This window comes from Microbacterium sp. (assembly GCF_047607225.1).
Classification (GTDB): domain Bacteria; phylum Actinomycetota; class Actinomycetes; order Actinomycetales; family Microbacteriaceae; genus Microbacterium.
The window spans coordinates 1-15,839 of the sequence record NZ_JASGDO010000016.1; the positions used below are offsets into that span (position 1 = coordinate 1).

The following is a 15,839-nucleotide window of genomic DNA, read 5'->3' on the forward strand; positions in this document are numbered from 1 at the left end:
CAAGGCCGTGGGCGCCGTAGGCGCGGGAGCCGGTGGGCGGGGCGGCGGCGATCCGGCCGCGGGAGGCGTGGCCGACTCCACCGCCGCGCGCAGTTCGTCGGGCGTCAGCGGAAGGCGCTCGAACTCCCACCCCGCCTCCCGCAGGCGCAGAGCGGCGAGGGTGGACACGGGAAGCCAGACCCCGAGTGCGTGCAGCTGCGCGGCACCCTCGCGCAGCACCTCGTCGACGGTGCCGTCCGCGACCGTCCGCCCGTCGGCGTCGAGCGCGACGACGCGGTCGGTGAGCGCGACGGCGGCGTCGAGGTTGTGCTCGATCAGCACGATGGCCCGATCTCCCGCGGCCACGACGTCGGCGAGCGTGGCATAGACCTCTTCGATGCCCGCGGGATCCAGATTGGCGGTCGGCTCGTCGAGCACGAGGAGCGGTGAGCCCATGGCGAGGGCGCACGCGATCGCGAGGCGTTGCCGTCCCCCGCCCGAGAGCCGGTCGGGGTTGTCGGCGCGGCGTTCCCACAGTCCGACGCGTTCCAGGGCGTCACGGGTGCGAGAGAGCACCTCGTCGACGGGGAGCCGCAGGTTCTCGGGCCCGAACGCGACTTCGTCCAGCACCGTTCCGGTGACCAGTTGCGCATCGGGGTCTTGGAAGACCATCCCGACGTGACGGCTGAGCGTGGTCACGGGAGTCGACCGCGCATCCCACCCGTCCACCTCGATGGCGCCCTCGATCGTCGCGGGGACCGTCTGGGGCACGAGCCCGTTGAGGGCGAGGGCGAGGGTCGACTTGCCCGACCCGCTCGGCCCGAGGAGCAGGGCCACCTCGCCGCGTCGGAGGGTGAAGGTGGCGGCGGCGGGCCGGGCGCGCGTCTCGCCGTCGTGAGCGATCCCCACCCCTGTCACCCGGAGGATCTCGGCCGGTGCCTCGCGCGACTCGTCACGCGCCGTCGACTCCGCCGGATCGGCCTCGGAAGCCGGGTCGGCGCCGGCCGCGGGGACGGCAGTGGTCACGGGTGGAGTCCAAACGGAGAGGGCTGGAGACGTCAGTCAGCATCTCCTAACTTAGCCTGCCCTAACCTCCGCTGTCATCGTCGACCTCGACGGGCACCTCGACGACGCGTCAGCGGCGAGACGCCGCGGTGCTCGTCCGTGCGACGCCGGCGCGACGCAACGCCGACCCCACGGCGAGGCCGACGGCCGTCCACAGCACGGGACCGACGATGAAGAGAGTGACGTAGAGGATCTGCCCCCACACCGCGAACTTGGCGACGTCCGCGGCGAACCAGATCGCGACCGCGATCACGGCGCCGACGATCACGGCGGAGACGAAGAACCGCCAGGCCTGCCACTGCCGGTAGCGGGTGAGCGCGGCGATGCCTTCCTGCAGGCCGCCGATGAGCAATGCCGTGCCGAGGTACCGTCCGATCCACGGCGGTGCGAAGGCACTGGCGACCAGGGCGGCCAGCAGGTGCGTGATCAGGGCCACCCACGGCAGACGCAGGAGCGCCTGGGCGACCACACCGGGAACGACGTGCACGCCGAGCACGAGCCCGTAGAGCACCGGAACGAAGGCCGACACCGGTGCACTGACCGCTCCCGCGGCCACCTGGAGCACACCCGTCGCGACACCGATCGCCGCGCAGATCAGCAGGACGCGCGTCGAGAGGGCGGGTGTTCGGGCCACCCCTCCAGCGTACTCGCGGGCGCCGGGGCCACGGCGCGGTGCTCACCGGGCAAAAAGGCCGACCGAGACCGCCCTCAGAGGTGCCGACGCCGCTGGGTGAGGCGGACGCCGGGAAGCGGCGGAGCAGGAATGCGCTCGTCGCCGTGGCCGACGACGTGTCCGAACCTCTCCGTCCCCGCTTCCCACGCCTCGCGCGCCTCGACGATCTCGTCGTGACTGCGCCCGACGAAGTTCCACCACATGACGATGTCCGACTCGAACGGCTCACCGCCGAGGAGGAACACCGTGGCGTCCTCGTGAGCGACGATCTCCACCGAATCTCGGTCGCGGCCGAGATAGAGGAGTCCGAGATCCGACACCGCCAGCGGATCGGGCGTGTGCACGACGGGCGCTCCCGACACCCCGACCACCGCGTACTCCCACGCCGGTGTCAGGGGCAGGGCGGTCCGCGTGCCGGCGGGGAGGAAGACCTCGGCGCCGACGATCGGCGTGTACATGCGGGCGGGCGACAACGTGCCGGCGAACTCCCCGACCACGACGCACGCCGATGAGCCGCCGCCCAAGTCCACCACCGGGAGATCCTCGATGCGTTCGAAGTCGCGCTCGCCGTGGCGCCGCGACTCGGGGAGCGCCACCCACAGCTGCAGAGCGTCGAGGGGCACCGGTCCGTCGCCGACCGAATACTCGGAGTGGGCGATACCCGCTCCGCTGGTCATGAGGTTGAGCACTCCGCGGCGGACGACCACGTCGCTGCCGATCGTGTCGCGATGACGCACCTCGCCGACGAACGGCCACGTGACCGTCTGCAGCCCGATATGAGGGTGCGGCTCCACACGCATCGTGGTGGTCTGCGGGCCGAAGCGATCGAGGAAGCACCAGGCGCCGACCATCGGCAGCGCGCGCTGCGGCAGGCTCCGATGCACGGACATGCCGCGGACGCCGCCGAGCGGCACCTCCCGCGCCTCCAGCAGCAAGGACCGGGGACCGTCACACGCGACGGCTGCCTCGGTCTCGGGTTCGGAGGGGGAGTCGAGCCGGGTCACGTCAGGTGTCCACGCTCGCGCTGCCGGCGTCGTCCGCGGTGGGGCGCCACTGCACGTCGAGCCCCGTCACGTCGTGCGACTTCAGGTACTTCACGACGAACGGGCACACCGGAACGACCGACTCGCCGCGCGCGGCGACGTCTTCCAGGGCACGGCCGACCAGCGCGGAGCCGAGCCCTCGTCCGCCGAAGGCCGGATCGATCTCGGTGTGCGGCAGCACGAGGCGACCGTGCGCGTCGGGGCGGAACTCGGTGAAGCCGGCGAGCGTGTCGCCGACATGGATCTCGTAGCGGTTCTTCTCGTCGTTGCGGTCGACCGTGACCTCGGCGTCATCGCTCACGGCTGCTCCTCTCGTCCCTGACTTCCAACGTAGACCGCGGCGCGACGTTCCGGGCGGCCGATCGGCCGACGCGCGTCCGCGGCGGCGCCGCTCGTCGCGGGGCCGGTGCCGCTCGTCGCAGCCCGGTGGCGTGCTCGTGGTCCTCCGACGCGTGGATTCCTAGCCTGAGGTGTCGCAACGACGCGCCCCCGAGGAGACCCCATGACTGCGCCTTCTTCGCCCTCCGGTTTGACCGACGAACCCGACCTCGTCCCGGATCCGACTCTTCCGCCGCCCGCCGTCTCCGACGAGGCGCACGAGAAAGAAGCCCGCTGGACCCCGCTGAAGATCGCCGTCTGGATCGCGATCGCCCTCCTCGGCGGGGTGGCGTGGGTCATGCTCGCCCTCGTTCGCGGGGAGACGGTCAACGCCATCTGGTTCGTCTTCGCGGCGGTGTGCACCTACCTCATCGGTTACCGCTTCTACTCAAAGGTGATCGAGCGCTACATCACGCGCCCGAACGACAAACGGGCCACCCCCGCCGAGGTCCGCTCCGATGGCAAGGACTACGTCCCCACCGACCGCCGGGTGCTCTACGGCCACCACTTCGCCGCCATCGCCGGAGCCGGGCCCCTCGTCGGACCGGTGCTCGCCGCTCAGATGGGGTACCTGCCCGGAACCATCTGGATCATCGTCGGTGTCGTGCTCGCCGGCGCGGTGCAGGACTACACGGTCCTCTTCTTCTCGATGCGCCGCGGCGGTCGCACGATCGGCCAGATGGCCCGGCAGGAACTCGGCAGGATCGGTGGCACCGCCGCCATCATCGCCTCGCTCCTGATCATGTTGATCATCGTCGCGATCCTCGCCCTCGTGGTGGTCAACGCCCTCGGGGAGAGCCCGTGGGGAGTCTTCTCGGTGGCGCTCACGATCCCGATCGCCATCTTCATGGGGGTCTATCTGCGCTACCTCCGTCCCGGCAAGGTCACCGAGGTGTCGATCATCGGCTTCGTGCTGCTGATGTTCGCGATCGTCGCGGGTGGCTGGGTGGCCGGCACCGAGTGGGGCTCCGCGATGTTCCACCTCGACCGCGAGGTGATCGCTTGGGGAATCATCGTCTACGGCTTCGTGGCCGCGGTGCTTCCGGTGTGGCTGCTGCTGGCTCCGCGCGACTACCTGTCGACCTTCATGAAGATCGGCGTGATCGTCATGCTCGCCGGCGCGATCATCATCGTCATGCCCGAGATCTCGGTGCCCGCCGTCACGATCTTCGGGGAGAACGGGCTGGGGCCGGTCTTCGCGGGGCCCCTCTTCCCGTTCCTCTTCGTCACCATCGCGTGTGGCGCGTTGTCGGGGTTCCACGCCCTCATCGCCTCGGGCACGACACCGAAGCTCGTCGAGAAGGAACGACAGACGCGCTTCATCGGCTACGGCGGCATGCTCATGGAGTCGTTCGTGGCGATCATGGCCCTCGTTGCGGCGATCTCGATCGATCAGGGCATCTACTTCGCGATGAACTCCCCCGCCGCCCTCACCGGCGGAACGGTGGAAGGCGCCGTGGCCTTCGTGAACTCGCTCGGTCTCACCGGGTCACCCCTCACCGCTGACATGCTCACCGGTACCGCCGTCGCCGTCGGTGAGGAATCGATCGTCTCGCGCACCGGCGGTGCCCCGACCCTCGCGCTCGGACTCGCGCACATCATGCAGCAGGCGCTCGGCGGCCAGGCGCTCATGGCCTTCTGGTACCACTTCGCGATCATGTTCGAGGCGCTGTTCATCCTCACCGCCGTCGACGCCGGGACCCGCGTCGCGCGCTTCATGCTGCAGGACTCGATCGGCGCCTGGTTCCCCAAGTTCCGCGACGTCACGTGGCGTCCGGGCGTGTGGATCTGCACCGCGATCATGGTGGCCGGGTGGGGGACGATCCTCATCCTGGGCGTGACCGATCCGCTGGGAGGCATCAACACGTTCTTCCCGCTGTTCGGCATCGCCAACCAGTTGCTGGCGGCCATCGCGCTCGCCGTCGTGCTCGCGATCGTCGCCAAGCGCGGCCGGAGCTACGTGAAGTGGCTGTGGATCATCGCGGTGCCCCTGGCGTTCACCGCCGTCGTGACGATCACCGCCTCGCTGTACAAGATCTTCTCGCCCGTCCCGGCGATCGGATACTGGGCGAACCACTTCAAGTACCGCGCGGCGCAGGACGCCGGTGACGACAGTCTCGGTGCGCCCGAGGTGGTCCGCGCCGTGATCCGGAACACGGCGGTGCAGGGAACGCTCTCGATCGTCTTCGTGACGCTCGCGATCGTCGTCATCATCGCCGCCGTCGTGGTGACGATCCGCGCGATCCGCGCCGGCGGCGGCGAGAACAGCGAAGACACGCCGGTCGTGTCGCGCCGGTTCGCTCCGGCCGGCTTCCTTCCCACTCGCGCGGAGCGGACGCTCGAGAAGGAGTGGGAGCCGATCCTCGCCGACGAGCGGGCGGAGCTCGCCCATCGGGGGCACTGAGCGATGAGCATCCTGCAGAACTCCGCCAATCCGGTCGGTGCCCGCGCCGGGGCGCCCGCCACGAGCGGAGGCGCGCCCGGGCGGGTGGCCGGTATGGCGGAGTTCTGCAGGCGGGCGGCGGTGGCCCTGGCTCGAGCGGGACGTGCGATCCACTGGTACATGTCGAGCCTGATGGGCGACAGCGCGTACGCGACGTACGTCGCCCATCAGCGGCGGCACCATCCGAACGCGCCCGTTCCCTCCGAGCGCGAGTTCTGGCGCCAGCGGATGGACGAGCAGGATCGCAACCCCGGCGCCCGCTGCTGCTGACCCCCGGCTCCGGCCCGGCTCGGGTTCCCCGGTTCCCCGGTTCCCTCGGGTTCCCCGGTTACCCGGTTCCCTCGGGTTCCCTCGGGTTCCAGGGCCGAGAGCACATGCTCTCATCGAGGGCATACCTCGCGTGCGCCCGGGGCCTATGCGCTCGGTGACAGCATGTGCTCTCGGGAACGGGAACGGGAACGGGGACGAGGAACGGGGAACGGGGAACGGGAACGGGGACGAGGAACGGGGAACGGGGACGAGGAACGGGAACGGGAACGGGAACGAGGCGGGGGAGTCCGTAGGGTGAGGGGATGACTGATGCGGTCGTCCTCGCGGCGCTGCTCGGCGTCGCGGCTGGAGTCGCGCTCACGGTGCTGCTCCTGCTCGCCCGGCGGCTGGCGCGGGGCACGCGAGACCTCGGCAGCGACGCCGAACAGGCGACCCACCGGGCGCTCCACCGCGCGAGCCTCGCCGCGCCCCACCTCCGGGGCGGGCTGGATGCGCCGGAGGCCGCCCGCGCCGTGCACCACCTGCGTGCGCTCCTGGGCAGCACGGCGGTCGCGCTGGTGGGAACGGAGGGCGTCGTCGCGATCGATGGCTCGGGTGACGTGTCCGCGCTCACCGCTGTCGCCGAGCGCGTGGCCGAGCGGGTGAGGGACACCGGGCGCCGCCAGGTCTCCGCCGGCGCCGACGGGGACTCCGGACGCGAAGCGGTGGGGGCGCCGATCGTCGTCGCCGGCGAGGTGGTCGGCGTCGTCGTCGCCTTCGCCGCGCCGGTGCGCGCTGCGCTCGTTCGCGCCGCCGTCGAGGTGGCCGACTGGTGCGCCGCGCAACTGGAGCTCGGGGAGCTCGACGCCTCGCGGGCTGCGCTCGCCGAAGCGGAGCTGCGGGCGCTGCGCGCACAGATCTCGCCGCACTTCATCTACAACGCGCTCACCGCGATCGCCTCCTTCGTCCACACCGATCCACCGCGCGCACGGGAGCTCGTGCTGGAGTTCGCGGACTTCACCCGGTACTCCTTCCGCAGGCAAGGGGAGTTCACGACCCTGGCCGAGGAGCTCCGGAGCATCCACTCCTACCTCGAGCTCGAGCGGGCGCGGTTCGGGGAGCGACTGCAGGTGACCCTCCGCATCGCCCCCGAGACTCTCGCGACCGTCATCCCATTCCTGTCGGTGCAGCCGATCGTCGAGAACGCCGTGCGCCACGGGCTCGAGCCCGGCGAGCGGGGCGGGACCATCCGGATCGCCTCGCGCGACGACGTCACGCATACCGAGATCACCGTCGAGGACGACGGAGTGGGAATGGACCCCGAGCGGCTGCGGGCACTCCTGACGAGCGTGGTCGACGGCGCGCACGTCGGCGTGCGCAACGTCGACACGCGCCTGCGTCAGCTGTACGGCGCGGAGGGCGGATTGGTCGTGGAGACCGCGATGGGCGCCGGTACCCTGGTCAGGATGCGGATCCCGAAATCGCAGCCCCGGCACGACACGGATGTCGACGGACGGTGACCGCCGGAGGTGAGGTGCTGCCGTGATCGACGTGCTCGTCGCCGACGACGAGCGGCCCGCGCTCGACGAACTCGTCCATCTGCTGCGTGCGGATGCCCGGATCGGGGAGATCCTGACGGCGTCCTCCGGTGCCGACGCGCTGCGCCAGCTCTCGGAACGGGCCGTTCACGCGGCCTTCCTCGACATCCACATGCCCGGGCTCACCGGGATCGACCTCGCCGCCGCCATGAACGCCCTGGCGTCGCCGCCCGTGGTCGTCTTCGTCACGGCCGACGATGCGCGCGCCCTCGAGGCGTTCGAGGTGCGCGCGGCCGATTACGTGCTCAAACCGGTGCGGCTCGAACGCCTGCGACGGGCGATCGATCGCGTGGCCGAGCTCTCCGCAGCGTCGGGTGACGCCGACGCCGACGAGGTCGTGCCGGTGACGGTGGGGCAGACGGTGCGTTTCGTGCGGCGGAGCGACGTGCGCTGGGTGCAGGCTCAGGGCGATTACTCTCGGCTGCATACGGACGAGGGCGCCGGCCACCTCGTCCGCATCCCGATCTCCGAGCTCGATCAGCGCTGGGCCGACGCGGGCTTCGTGCGGGTGCACCGGTCGTACCTGGTGCGGTCCGATGCGGTGACCGAGGCCCGGTTGAGCGGATCCGAGCCCGCCGTCTCCGTGGGCGCCGTCTCGCTGCCCGTGAGCAGGCGCCTCCTGCCGGCGGTGCGTGAGGCCCTCGTGCACGGGCGCGCCGACGGGGCGGGACGATGAGCCCCGACACTCCCCGCCGGGTGCGGGTGACCGGAGGCGGTCCGGAGCCACGCCCCGCCGTCCGACCCGGTCCGCGTTCCCTTCCTCTTCGCGTCGGCGAGGGAAGCGACGACATCGACGCGGTGTACGGCCGGGCGCTTCGGCGCACCCAGTTGCGGCTCGCCCTGGGGACGGTCGCGGGTTTCGTGATCGTGACGGTGGCCCTCACCGTGGCCCTCACGGCGATCCCGGAGCTGGACCACGTCGTCATCGCCGGTGTTCCGCTGTCGTGGCTGGTGCACGCCTTCGCGTTCTATCCCGTGATCTTCGCCTTCGCCGTTCTGTATGCACGCGGCGCCGCGCGCAATGAGCAGCGCTACCGGGCGCTCCGGGACCGCGAGTGAATCCCGTCCTGGATCTGGCCGCGATCGCTCTCGTGGTCATCGCGACGGTCCTCATCGGTGTGTACGGACTGCGCGCCTCGCGCACGACGAGCGACTTCTTCGTCGCCTCGCGCACCGTGCGTCCGGTGTGGAACGCCTCCGCCATCAGCGGCGAGTACCTCTCGGCGGGCACCTTTCTCGGCCTGTCGGGTCTCGTGCTGCTGGGGGGTGCGCGGGGATTCTGGTTCCCGATCGGATACGCCGCCGGCTACCTCCTCGTGCTGGTCTTCGTCGCCTCGCCCCTGCGTCGCAGTGGTGCGTACACGATCCCCGACTTCGTGGAGGCTCGGCTCGAGTCGACCCTCGCCCGCCGTGTGACGAGTGTCGTGGTGCTCGTCATCGGGTGGCTGTACATCGTCCCGCAGCTCCACGGCGCGGGGATCACGCTGCAGGTGGTGGCGGGACTGCCACCGTGGATCGGGGCGGTGCTGGTGGCGGTGCTCGTCGGCGGCGCTGTGGCCGCGGGCGGGATGCGTGCCATCACCTTCGTGCAGGCCTTCCAGTACTGGCTCAAGCTCACCGCGCTCCTGGTCCCCGTCGTCGTGATCGGCTTCGCGGTCGGTGGCGGCCCGCACCCCGTCGACGCTTCCGCCGTCTTCCCTCCCGCTGCAGGACCTGCAGGTGTCGACGCCTACGAGACCGCCTCGCTCCTTCTGGCGCTCCTGCTGGGGACGATGGGCCTGCCGCACGTACTCGTCCGCTTCTACACGAGCCCCGACGGTGTCTCGGCGCGGCGCACGACCGTCCTCGTGATCGCGATGGTGAGCGCGTTCTACGCCGTCTCGAGCGGCATGGGCCTCCTCGCCCGCATGCTCGCGCCGGACCTCGCCCGGCCCGAGACCGCCGACACCGTGGTTCTCCTCCTTCCGGCCCGGGTGTTCCCGGGGGCCCTCGGGGAACTCCTGACGGCGCTCATCGTCGCAGGCGCCTTCGCGGCGTTCCTGGCCACCTCGGCCGGCCTCGTCGTGTCGTTGGCAGGAGTCGTGAGCCAGGACGTCTTCTCCGGGTCGGTGCGCTCGTTCCGGATCTCGGCGGCCCTGTGTGCCCTCGTCCCTCTCGTCGTCGCGCTGGCCACCGTCCCGGCGGGGCTCGTCTCCAGCGTCGGGACGGTCTTCGTCTTCGCCGCGTCGAGCCTGTCGCCGTTGCTGCTCCTGGGGGTGTGGTGGCGTGGGCTCACGGCGCGCGGTGCCGTGGCCGGAGTGGTCACCGGTGCCGTCTCGTGCGGCCTCGCGCTGCTCGTCCACGCGGCGGTGGGCGGTGTGGGGATCGCGGCGCCGTACCTCGCCCAACCCGCCGCGTGGACGATCCCGCTCGCCGCGGCCGTGACGGTGGTGGTCTCACGGCTGGATCGCCACGGACCGCCCGTGCGCGCCGATCGCTACCTGTTACGGCTCCACAGTCCGGAGCGGGCCGGCTGATCAGGCGGGCCGTCGGCACGTCGTGGTCGGCGCGGTATGCGGGGAGAGGGAGGAGGATGGTCCCGTGGTCGCCGTCCGCTCTCGCCCGTCCCGCCGCTCGGCCGCCGTTCGCGCGCTGATCGCCGGCGGGGCGTTCGCCGTCGTCCTCCTCGCGGCCTGCGCGTCGCCCTCGGTGGCCCCGGCTTCTCCCGCAGCGTCTTCGCCCACGCCGACCTCGAGCGTCTCGTCGCCTCTCGTCACGCCGACCGCCGTGCCCTCGCCCTCCGAGGGCGATCCGCTGGCACAGATGTCCCTCGAGCAGAAAGTGGGCCAGCTGTTCATGGTCGGAGTGCCGCTCGACGGCTCCGACGACCTCGTCGGCGCGGAGATCCGGGACCGGCACGTGGGCAGCGTGTTCCTCCACGGTCGGTCGACGGCCGGTGTCGATCCGGTATCCGACCTCGTCGCCGATCTGGCCGCGCTCGTCGATCCGCAGAGCACGGCGGGCATCCCGCTGTGGATCGCCACGGATCAGGAGGGCGGGGAGGTGCAGGTGCTCCGCGGTCCGGGATTCGACGACATCCCCTACGCCATCCGCCAGGCTGATCGCGACACCGCCCGGCTCTCCCGCTCCGCACGGTCCTGGGGAGACCAGCTGCGCGCGGCCGGGGTGACGATGAACCTCGCTCCGGTGGCCGACATCGTCACGAGTCACGCAACGCGGTTCGACAACGCGCCGATCGGTGCGCTCGGCCGTCAGTACGGGTACGGCGAGCGGACGGTCGCGGCCAAGGCGGGGGCATTCGCCGACGGGATGCGCGCGGCCGGCGTGCTGCCCACCTTCAAGCACTTCCCCGGGCTGGGACGGGTCACGCAGAACACCGACACCACGGCCGATGTCCACGACACGGAGATCGGCGCCGACTCGCCCGACGTCGACGTCTACCGCGAGCTCCTCGCCTCGGGCCCTGCGGTCGTGATGGTCAGCAATGCGATCTATGACCGGATCGACGCCACCCGGCCTGCCGTCTTCTCGCCCGTCGTGGTGCGGCAGGTGCTGCGCGGCGACGTCGGGTTCGCGGGCGTGGTGATGTCCGACGACCTCTCCGATGCCGTCGCGGTCACGGGCATCGCGCCGGCGGACCGGGCTCTGCGGGCCCTCGACGCCGGGGTCGACCTCTTGCTGGTCGCCGACGACGCGCGCGTGCTCCCGCCCATGTACGACGCCGTCCTGGCCCGCGCGCAGAGCGACCCGGACTTCGCGGCACTGGTCGACGAAGCGGCTCGCCGAGTGGTGGAGGCCAAGGCAGTGCGCCGAGCCCCGCCCTCCGGGTCGAGCCCGGCGACGAGATGCCCTCCACGGTTCAGTTTCATTTTGCCTCCTCCGTCAGTGAGATGGTGATCCAGCGCCTAACGGTCGTCGGATCGCGGGGGGAGTCGGTCGGCAGCGAGCAGGACGAAGCCTCCGATGAGGATCGGGGCGATGGCGACGAGGATCGTGAGAGTCGACGTTCCGCCCGCGAGCGCCGCAATGAGGACGGTTGCCCAGACGGCTCCTCCGACAACCAGAAGGACGAGCCCCGCGGTGCCGAAGCTGTCGTTCCGTCGCGTGGCCATCGTGCTCCCTTGCCTCTGCAGCATCTCTCGTCGCATCTCCTTCACGAAGCGGCGCTGAGTGCAAGGAAGCTATCTCATAAAAGCCATGTGCGCAAGAAGCAGAAGTCTCACGTGCCTCACCAGGTTCCGGAGCCCGCGTCGCGAGACGAGACGCCCGCCGCTCGCGATCAGGCAGACTCGAGGAATGGACGCACCCGCACGGCTGATGGACGCCATCCCGGCGGGGGCTGCTCCCGAGGCGGTCTACGACGGGTTCGCGGCGTGGACGACGGCGCAGGGCCTCACCCTGTACCCGGCTCAAGACGAGGCCATCATCGAGCTGGTCTCGGGGTCGCACGTTATCCTTGCGACACCGACGGGCACGGGAAAGTCGCTGGTCGCGGTGGCGGCCCACGCCGCCGCTCTCGCCGCGGGAGGACGGTCGTACTACACCGCGCCGATCAAGGCGCTCGTGAGCGAGAAGTTCTTCGCCCTGGTCGACGTGTTCGGCGCCGACAACGTCGGGATGGTCACCGGGGACTCCGCCGTCAACGCCGACGCGCCGATCGTCTGCTGCACCGCGGAGATCCTCGCAAACCTCGCGCTGCGCCTCGGGCCGGACGCTCCCGTCGACCAGGTCGTGATGGACGAGTTCCACTATTACGGCGACCCGGAGCGCGGCTGGGCGTGGCAGGTGCCGCTCCTCACGCTGCCGCGGGCGCAGTTCCTCCTGATGTCGGCGACGCTCGGCGACGTGTCGGCGATCGCCGCGGATCTCTCGCGGCGCACCGGTCGCGAGATCGCCGTCGTCACGGGCGTCGACCGCCCGGTCCCGCTCACCTACTCCTACGAGCGCCGACCGGTGCACGATGTCCTCGAGAACCTCCTCGATCCCACCGTCGGCGGCGGGTCGGAAGCGCCCGTCTACATCGTGCACTTCTCGCAGGCCGCCGCGCTCGAGCGCGCTCAGGCGCTCACGAGCGCCAAGGTGGCCAGCCGTGAGCAGCGCGATGCGATCGCAGCCGAGATCGGCGACTTCCGCTTCACCACGGGGTTCGGCAAGACGCTGTCGCGCCTCGTGAGATCGGGGATCGGCGTGCACCACGCCGGCATGCTGCCGCGGTATCGACGGCTCGTCGAGACCCTGGCGCAGAAGGGACTGCTGCGGGTCATCTGCGGCACCGACACCCTGGGCGTCGGGATCAACGTGCCGATCCGCACCGTGCTCATCACGGCCCTCGCCAAGTACGACGGCATGAAGATGCGCCAGCTCACGGCGCGGGAGTTCCACCAGATCGCCGGTCGTGCGGGTCGGGCGGGCTTCGACGTGCACGGCACGGTGGTGGTGATGGCGCCGGACTGGGAGATCGAGAACGCCGTCGCCCTCGCGAAGGCGGCCGGCGACGCCGGCAAACGCAAGAAGATCGTGCGCAAGAAGGCGCCGGCCGGCGTCGTGAACTGGGGAGAAGGGTCGTTCACGCGTCTCGTGGAGGCGGCGCCGGAGCCCCTCGAGCCTCACCTGCAGCTCACGGCGGCCATGCTCATCAACGTCATCGGCCGCGGCGGCGACGTCTTCGCCAACGTCCGTGCCCTCGTCTTCGACAACCACCAGTCGCGGGCGCGCCAGTACGAGCTCGCGCGGCGCGCGCTCGCCATCTTCCGCACCCTCGTGGCCGCGGGGATCGTCGTGGCCGACGACGATGGCATCCGCCTCACGGTCGACCTGCAGCCCAACTTCGCGCTCAACCAGCCGCTGTCCCCGTTCGCGCTCGCCGCCATCGAGCTGCTGGATCCCTCGCCGTCGGAAGGCTCCGGCATCGGCACCGGCCACTACGCGCTCGACGTGGTCAGCGTGATCGAGGCGACCCTCGACGACCCGCGCGCGATCCTGAACCAGCAGGAGTATCGCGCGCGGGGAGAGGCCGTCGCGGCCATGAAGCAGGACGGCGTGGAGTACGAGGAGCGGATGGCGCTCCTCGAAGAGGTGACGTGGCCGAAGCCCCTCGCCGATCTGCTCGCGCAGGCGTACGAGACTTTCGCGTCGAGCCAGCCCTGGGTGCGGGACTTCTCGCTCCGCCCCAAGTCCGTCGTGCGCGACATGTTCGAGCGGGCCATGTCGTTCGGAGAATACGTCTCCTTCTATCAGCTGGGTCGGAGTGAGGGGCTCGTCCTGCGCTACCTCAGCGACGCGTATCGGGCGGTCCGCCAGACGGTGCCCGCCGAAGCCCGCACTGACGAGCTCATGGATATCGTGGAATGGCTGGGCGAGCTCGTGCGCCAGGTCGACTCGAGCCTCGTCGACGAGTGGAACAGCCTCGTCCACCCCGCGGCCGAACCCGATGCCCCGGTCGTGCCCCCGGCGCCGCCGTCCGTCCTCGCCAATCGGCGGGCGTTCACGGTGCTCGTGCGCAACGAGCTCTTCCGGAGGATCCAGCTGGCCGCGCGCCAGGACGACGAGGCGCTCGTCGAGCTCGATCCCGAGGTCGATTGGCCGGCGGCGCTCGACCGCTACTACGACGAACACGACGAGATCCTCACCGGCGGGGCAGCGCGGTCACCGTCGCTGATCCGCATCGACGAGGATGCCCCGGCGGGCATATGGCGCGTCGAGCAGACGATCGACGACCCGGCGGGGGACCACGACTGGCGTGTCCGTGCCGAGGTCGACCTCGCCGCGTCGGTGGAGGAGGGCACCGCCGTGGTGACGGTGACCGAGGTCGTCCGGCTCTGAGGCCGTCACCGAGATCCGCTGCGGGACTCGTCTGAATCCGCTGCTGGACACCGACATCAAGTGGGCTATACCATCTGAAAAATTGGTATAGCCCACTTCGAGAGCGAGGAACTCATGGACGTCGTCGTCGATGTCGTCGAGACGATCACCGCGAACCTGTTCAGCCAGGTCGCGATCCTGATCGGCATCATCGCGCTGATCGGCCTCGTGCTGCAGCGCAAGCCCGTCGAGGAGGTGATCGCCGGGTCGCTCCGCGCCACGATCGGCGTGGTGATCCTCAACATCGGCGTGGACATCTTCGTGGGCGGCCTGGTCAGCTTCCAGGCGATCGTCTCCTCCGCAATGGGCCTGGAGCCGCCGGCGGCCACGTCGTCGCTGGCGGAGTTCACCGCCGGCGCGGGATCGGTCGTGCCGCTGATCATCGCCGGCGGCTTCGTCGTCCACCTGGTGATCGTGCGGATCTTCCCCGCCGCGCGCTACGTCTACCTCACCGGACATCTCATGTACTGGATGGCGGTCGTCATCGCGGCCAGCCTCGTGGCCGCGTTCGGCGACGTCGACCGCTGGGTGCTCGCCGGCGCCGGTGCCCTCATCATCGCGTGCTACTGGACGCTGCAGCCCCTGTGGACCGAGCCGCTCATGCGAAAGGTCATGGGCGACGGTGAGGTCGGCCTCGCGCACACGACATCGACGCTCGCGGTCGCGGCCGGCTACGGGGCCCGCGCCCTGCGTCTGGGCGACCCCGTGCGCCACGACAGCGAGAACCTGCGGCTTCCGAAGTCGCTCTCCTTCTTCAAAGACATCAACGTGTCGACCGCGTTCGTGATCGGCGTCATCATGCTCATCGCGATCGGCTTCGCCGACCACGCGGTCGTGGAGGCACAGATGGCGGGATCGACCGTCGCCCCGTGGGTGTGGGGACTGCTCCAGGCGCTCCGCTTTGCCGCCGGCATCGCGATCCTGCTCTTCGGCGTGCGCATGTTCCTCGCCGAGATCGTGCCGGCCTTCCGCGGTCTGTCCGAGAAGGCGCTCCCCGGTGCCAAGCCGGCCCTCGACATCCCCGTGACCTTCACCAAGGCCCCCACCGCGGTCATGCTCGGATTCCTCGCCTCCACCGTCGTCTTCCTCCTGCTCATGGGGGTGTTCGCCCTGGCCGGCTGGTTCGTGCTCGTTCCGCCGATGATCATGCTGTTCTTCGGAGGCGGCGCCGGTGGTGTGTTCGGCAACGCCGTCGCCGGCTGGCGGGGTGCGGTCTTCGGTGGCGTGCTCAACGGCGTTCTCCTCGCCTTCGGACAGTGGATCTCGTGGCAGCTGTACGCGGGCACCGCCCCGGAGCTGGCGACGCTCGCCGACCCGGACTGGTTCGCCGTGGGCTGGGTGATCACGGGTCTCGGCTCGCTGTTCGCGCCGCTCGGGGTCGGTGGGGTGTGGCTGATCGCCGCCATCGCCGTCGTCGTGTCCTCTGTCGTGCTGATCGTCCTCGGTCGCCGTCAGCGCTCGCGGATCGCGGCCGGTCTGGCGGACGAGGCCGTCGTGGCCGCCCCGGTGCCCGCCGCCGCCGCATCCGCCGCACCCGCCGCAGCACCCAG

14 protein-coding genes are annotated in these 15,839 nt (G+C 70.7%); 9 read left to right on the forward strand and 5 right to left on the reverse strand.

All coding sequences use genetic code 11. The annotated features are described in order from the left end of the window. From QM591_RS02945 to QM591_RS02960, 4 genes are all read right to left on the reverse strand, one after another. Positions 1–1,005: energy-coupling factor ABC transporter ATP-binding protein (locus QM591_RS02945; protein ID WP_415129450.1), on the reverse strand; the 1,005-nt coding region annotated here is incomplete at its 3' end. A gap of 109 nt (positions 1,006–1,114) precedes the next feature. Beyond that, positions 1,115–1,678, reverse strand: coding sequence for an ECF transporter S component (locus QM591_RS02950; protein ID WP_415129452.1), 564 nt, complete (start codon positions 1,676–1,678; stop codon positions 1,115–1,117). 74 nt (positions 1,679–1,752) lie between these two features. Continuing rightward, a complete protein-coding gene (locus QM591_RS02955) occupies positions 1,753–2,721 on the reverse strand; it encodes a pirin family protein (RefSeq protein WP_415129454.1) in 969 nt (322 codons plus the stop codon). A gap of 1 nt (position 2,722) precedes the next feature. Further along, positions 2,723–3,061, reverse strand: a complete 339-nt coding sequence (locus QM591_RS02960; RefSeq protein WP_415129456.1) for a GNAT family N-acetyltransferase — start codon at positions 3,059–3,061, stop codon at positions 2,723–2,725. 201 nt (positions 3,062–3,262) lie between these two features. On the opposite strand from QM591_RS02960, the gene QM591_RS02965 reads away from it, so the two are divergent. The 7 genes from QM591_RS02965 to QM591_RS02995 all read left to right on the forward strand — a co-directional run bounded on the left by QM591_RS02965 (position 3,263) and on the right by QM591_RS02995 (position 11,325). Then, a complete protein-coding gene (locus QM591_RS02965) occupies positions 3,263–5,542 on the forward strand; it encodes a carbon starvation CstA family protein (protein ID WP_415129458.1) in 2,280 nt (759 codons plus the stop codon). A gap of 3 nt (positions 5,543–5,545) precedes the next feature. Next, the gene (locus QM591_RS02970; protein WP_415129460.1) at positions 5,546–5,851 is read left to right on the forward strand and encodes a YbdD/YjiX family protein; all 306 of its coding nucleotides are present in this window, start codon (positions 5,546–5,548) and stop codon (positions 5,849–5,851) included. Between the two features lie 302 nt (positions 5,852–6,153). Beyond that, positions 6,154–7,350, forward strand: a complete 1,197-nt coding sequence (locus QM591_RS02975) for a sensor histidine kinase (protein WP_415129462.1) — start codon at positions 6,154–6,156, stop codon at positions 7,348–7,350. A 22-nt stretch (positions 7,351–7,372) separates the two neighbouring features. Then, positions 7,373–8,104 (forward strand): LytR/AlgR family response regulator transcription factor, encoded by a 732-nt coding sequence (locus tag QM591_RS02980; RefSeq protein ID WP_415129464.1) that lies wholly within the window; start codon positions 7,373–7,375, stop codon positions 8,102–8,104. After that, positions 8,101–8,487 carry a heavy metal transporter gene (locus QM591_RS02985; RefSeq protein ID WP_415129466.1) on the forward strand — a complete coding sequence of 129 codons (387 nt, stop codon included), beginning with the start codon at positions 8,101–8,103 and terminating at the stop codon, positions 8,485–8,487. The genes QM591_RS02980 and QM591_RS02985 overlap by 4 nt, the downstream gene beginning before the upstream one ends. Further along, entirely contained in the window at positions 8,484–9,944 is a 1,461-nt protein-coding gene (locus tag QM591_RS02990; RefSeq protein ID WP_415129468.1) for a cation acetate symporter, read from the forward strand. The genes QM591_RS02985 and QM591_RS02990 overlap by 4 nt, the downstream gene beginning before the upstream one ends. Positions 9,945–10,008: 64 nt before the next feature. Beyond that, positions 10,009–11,325, forward strand: a complete 1,317-nt coding sequence (locus QM591_RS02995) for a glycoside hydrolase family 3 N-terminal domain-containing protein (protein WP_415129470.1) — start codon at positions 10,009–10,011, stop codon at positions 11,323–11,325. A gap of 8 nt (positions 11,326–11,333) precedes the next feature. On the opposite strand, the gene QM591_RS03000 is transcribed toward QM591_RS02995, so the two are convergent. Continuing rightward, entirely contained in the window at positions 11,334–11,540 is a 207-nt protein-coding gene (locus tag QM591_RS03000) for a hypothetical protein (RefSeq protein WP_415129472.1), read from the reverse strand. A 184-nt stretch (positions 11,541–11,724) separates the two neighbouring features. On the opposite strand from QM591_RS03000, the gene QM591_RS03005 reads away from it, so the two are divergent. Beyond that, on the forward strand, positions 11,725–14,250 hold the full coding sequence (locus QM591_RS03005; RefSeq protein ID WP_415129474.1) for a DEAD/DEAH box helicase: 2,526 nt from the start codon (positions 11,725–11,727) through the stop codon (positions 14,248–14,250). A gap of 114 nt (positions 14,251–14,364) precedes the next feature. Further along, positions 14,365–15,839 (forward strand): PTS ascorbate transporter subunit IIC (locus QM591_RS03010; protein ID WP_415129476.1); only part of this gene is annotated, 1,475 nt, incomplete at its 3' end.

What these genes read in the sequence shown, in the direction of transcription:
- QM591_RS03000 (WP_415129472.1), bottom strand. Translation starts at nt 11,540, where the DNA reads ATGGCCACGCGACGGAACGACAGCTTCGGCACCGCGGGGCTCGTCCTT.
- QM591_RS02975 (WP_415129462.1), top strand. Translation starts at nt 6,154, where the DNA reads ATGACTGATGCGGTCGTCCTCGCGGCGCTGCTCGGCGTCGCGGCTGGA.
- QM591_RS03005 (WP_415129474.1), top strand. Translation starts at nt 11,725, where the DNA reads ATGGACGCACCCGCACGGCTGATGGACGCCATCCCGGCGGGGGCTGCT.
- QM591_RS02965 (WP_415129458.1), top strand. Translation starts at nt 3,263, where the DNA reads ATGACTGCGCCTTCTTCGCCCTCCGGTTTGACCGACGAACCCGACCTC.
- QM591_RS02970 (WP_415129460.1), top strand. Translation starts at nt 5,546, where the DNA reads ATGAGCATCCTGCAGAACTCCGCCAATCCGGTCGGTGCCCGCGCCGGG.
- QM591_RS02985 (WP_415129466.1), top strand. Translation starts at nt 8,101, where the DNA reads ATGAGCCCCGACACTCCCCGCCGGGTGCGGGTGACCGGAGGCGGTCCG.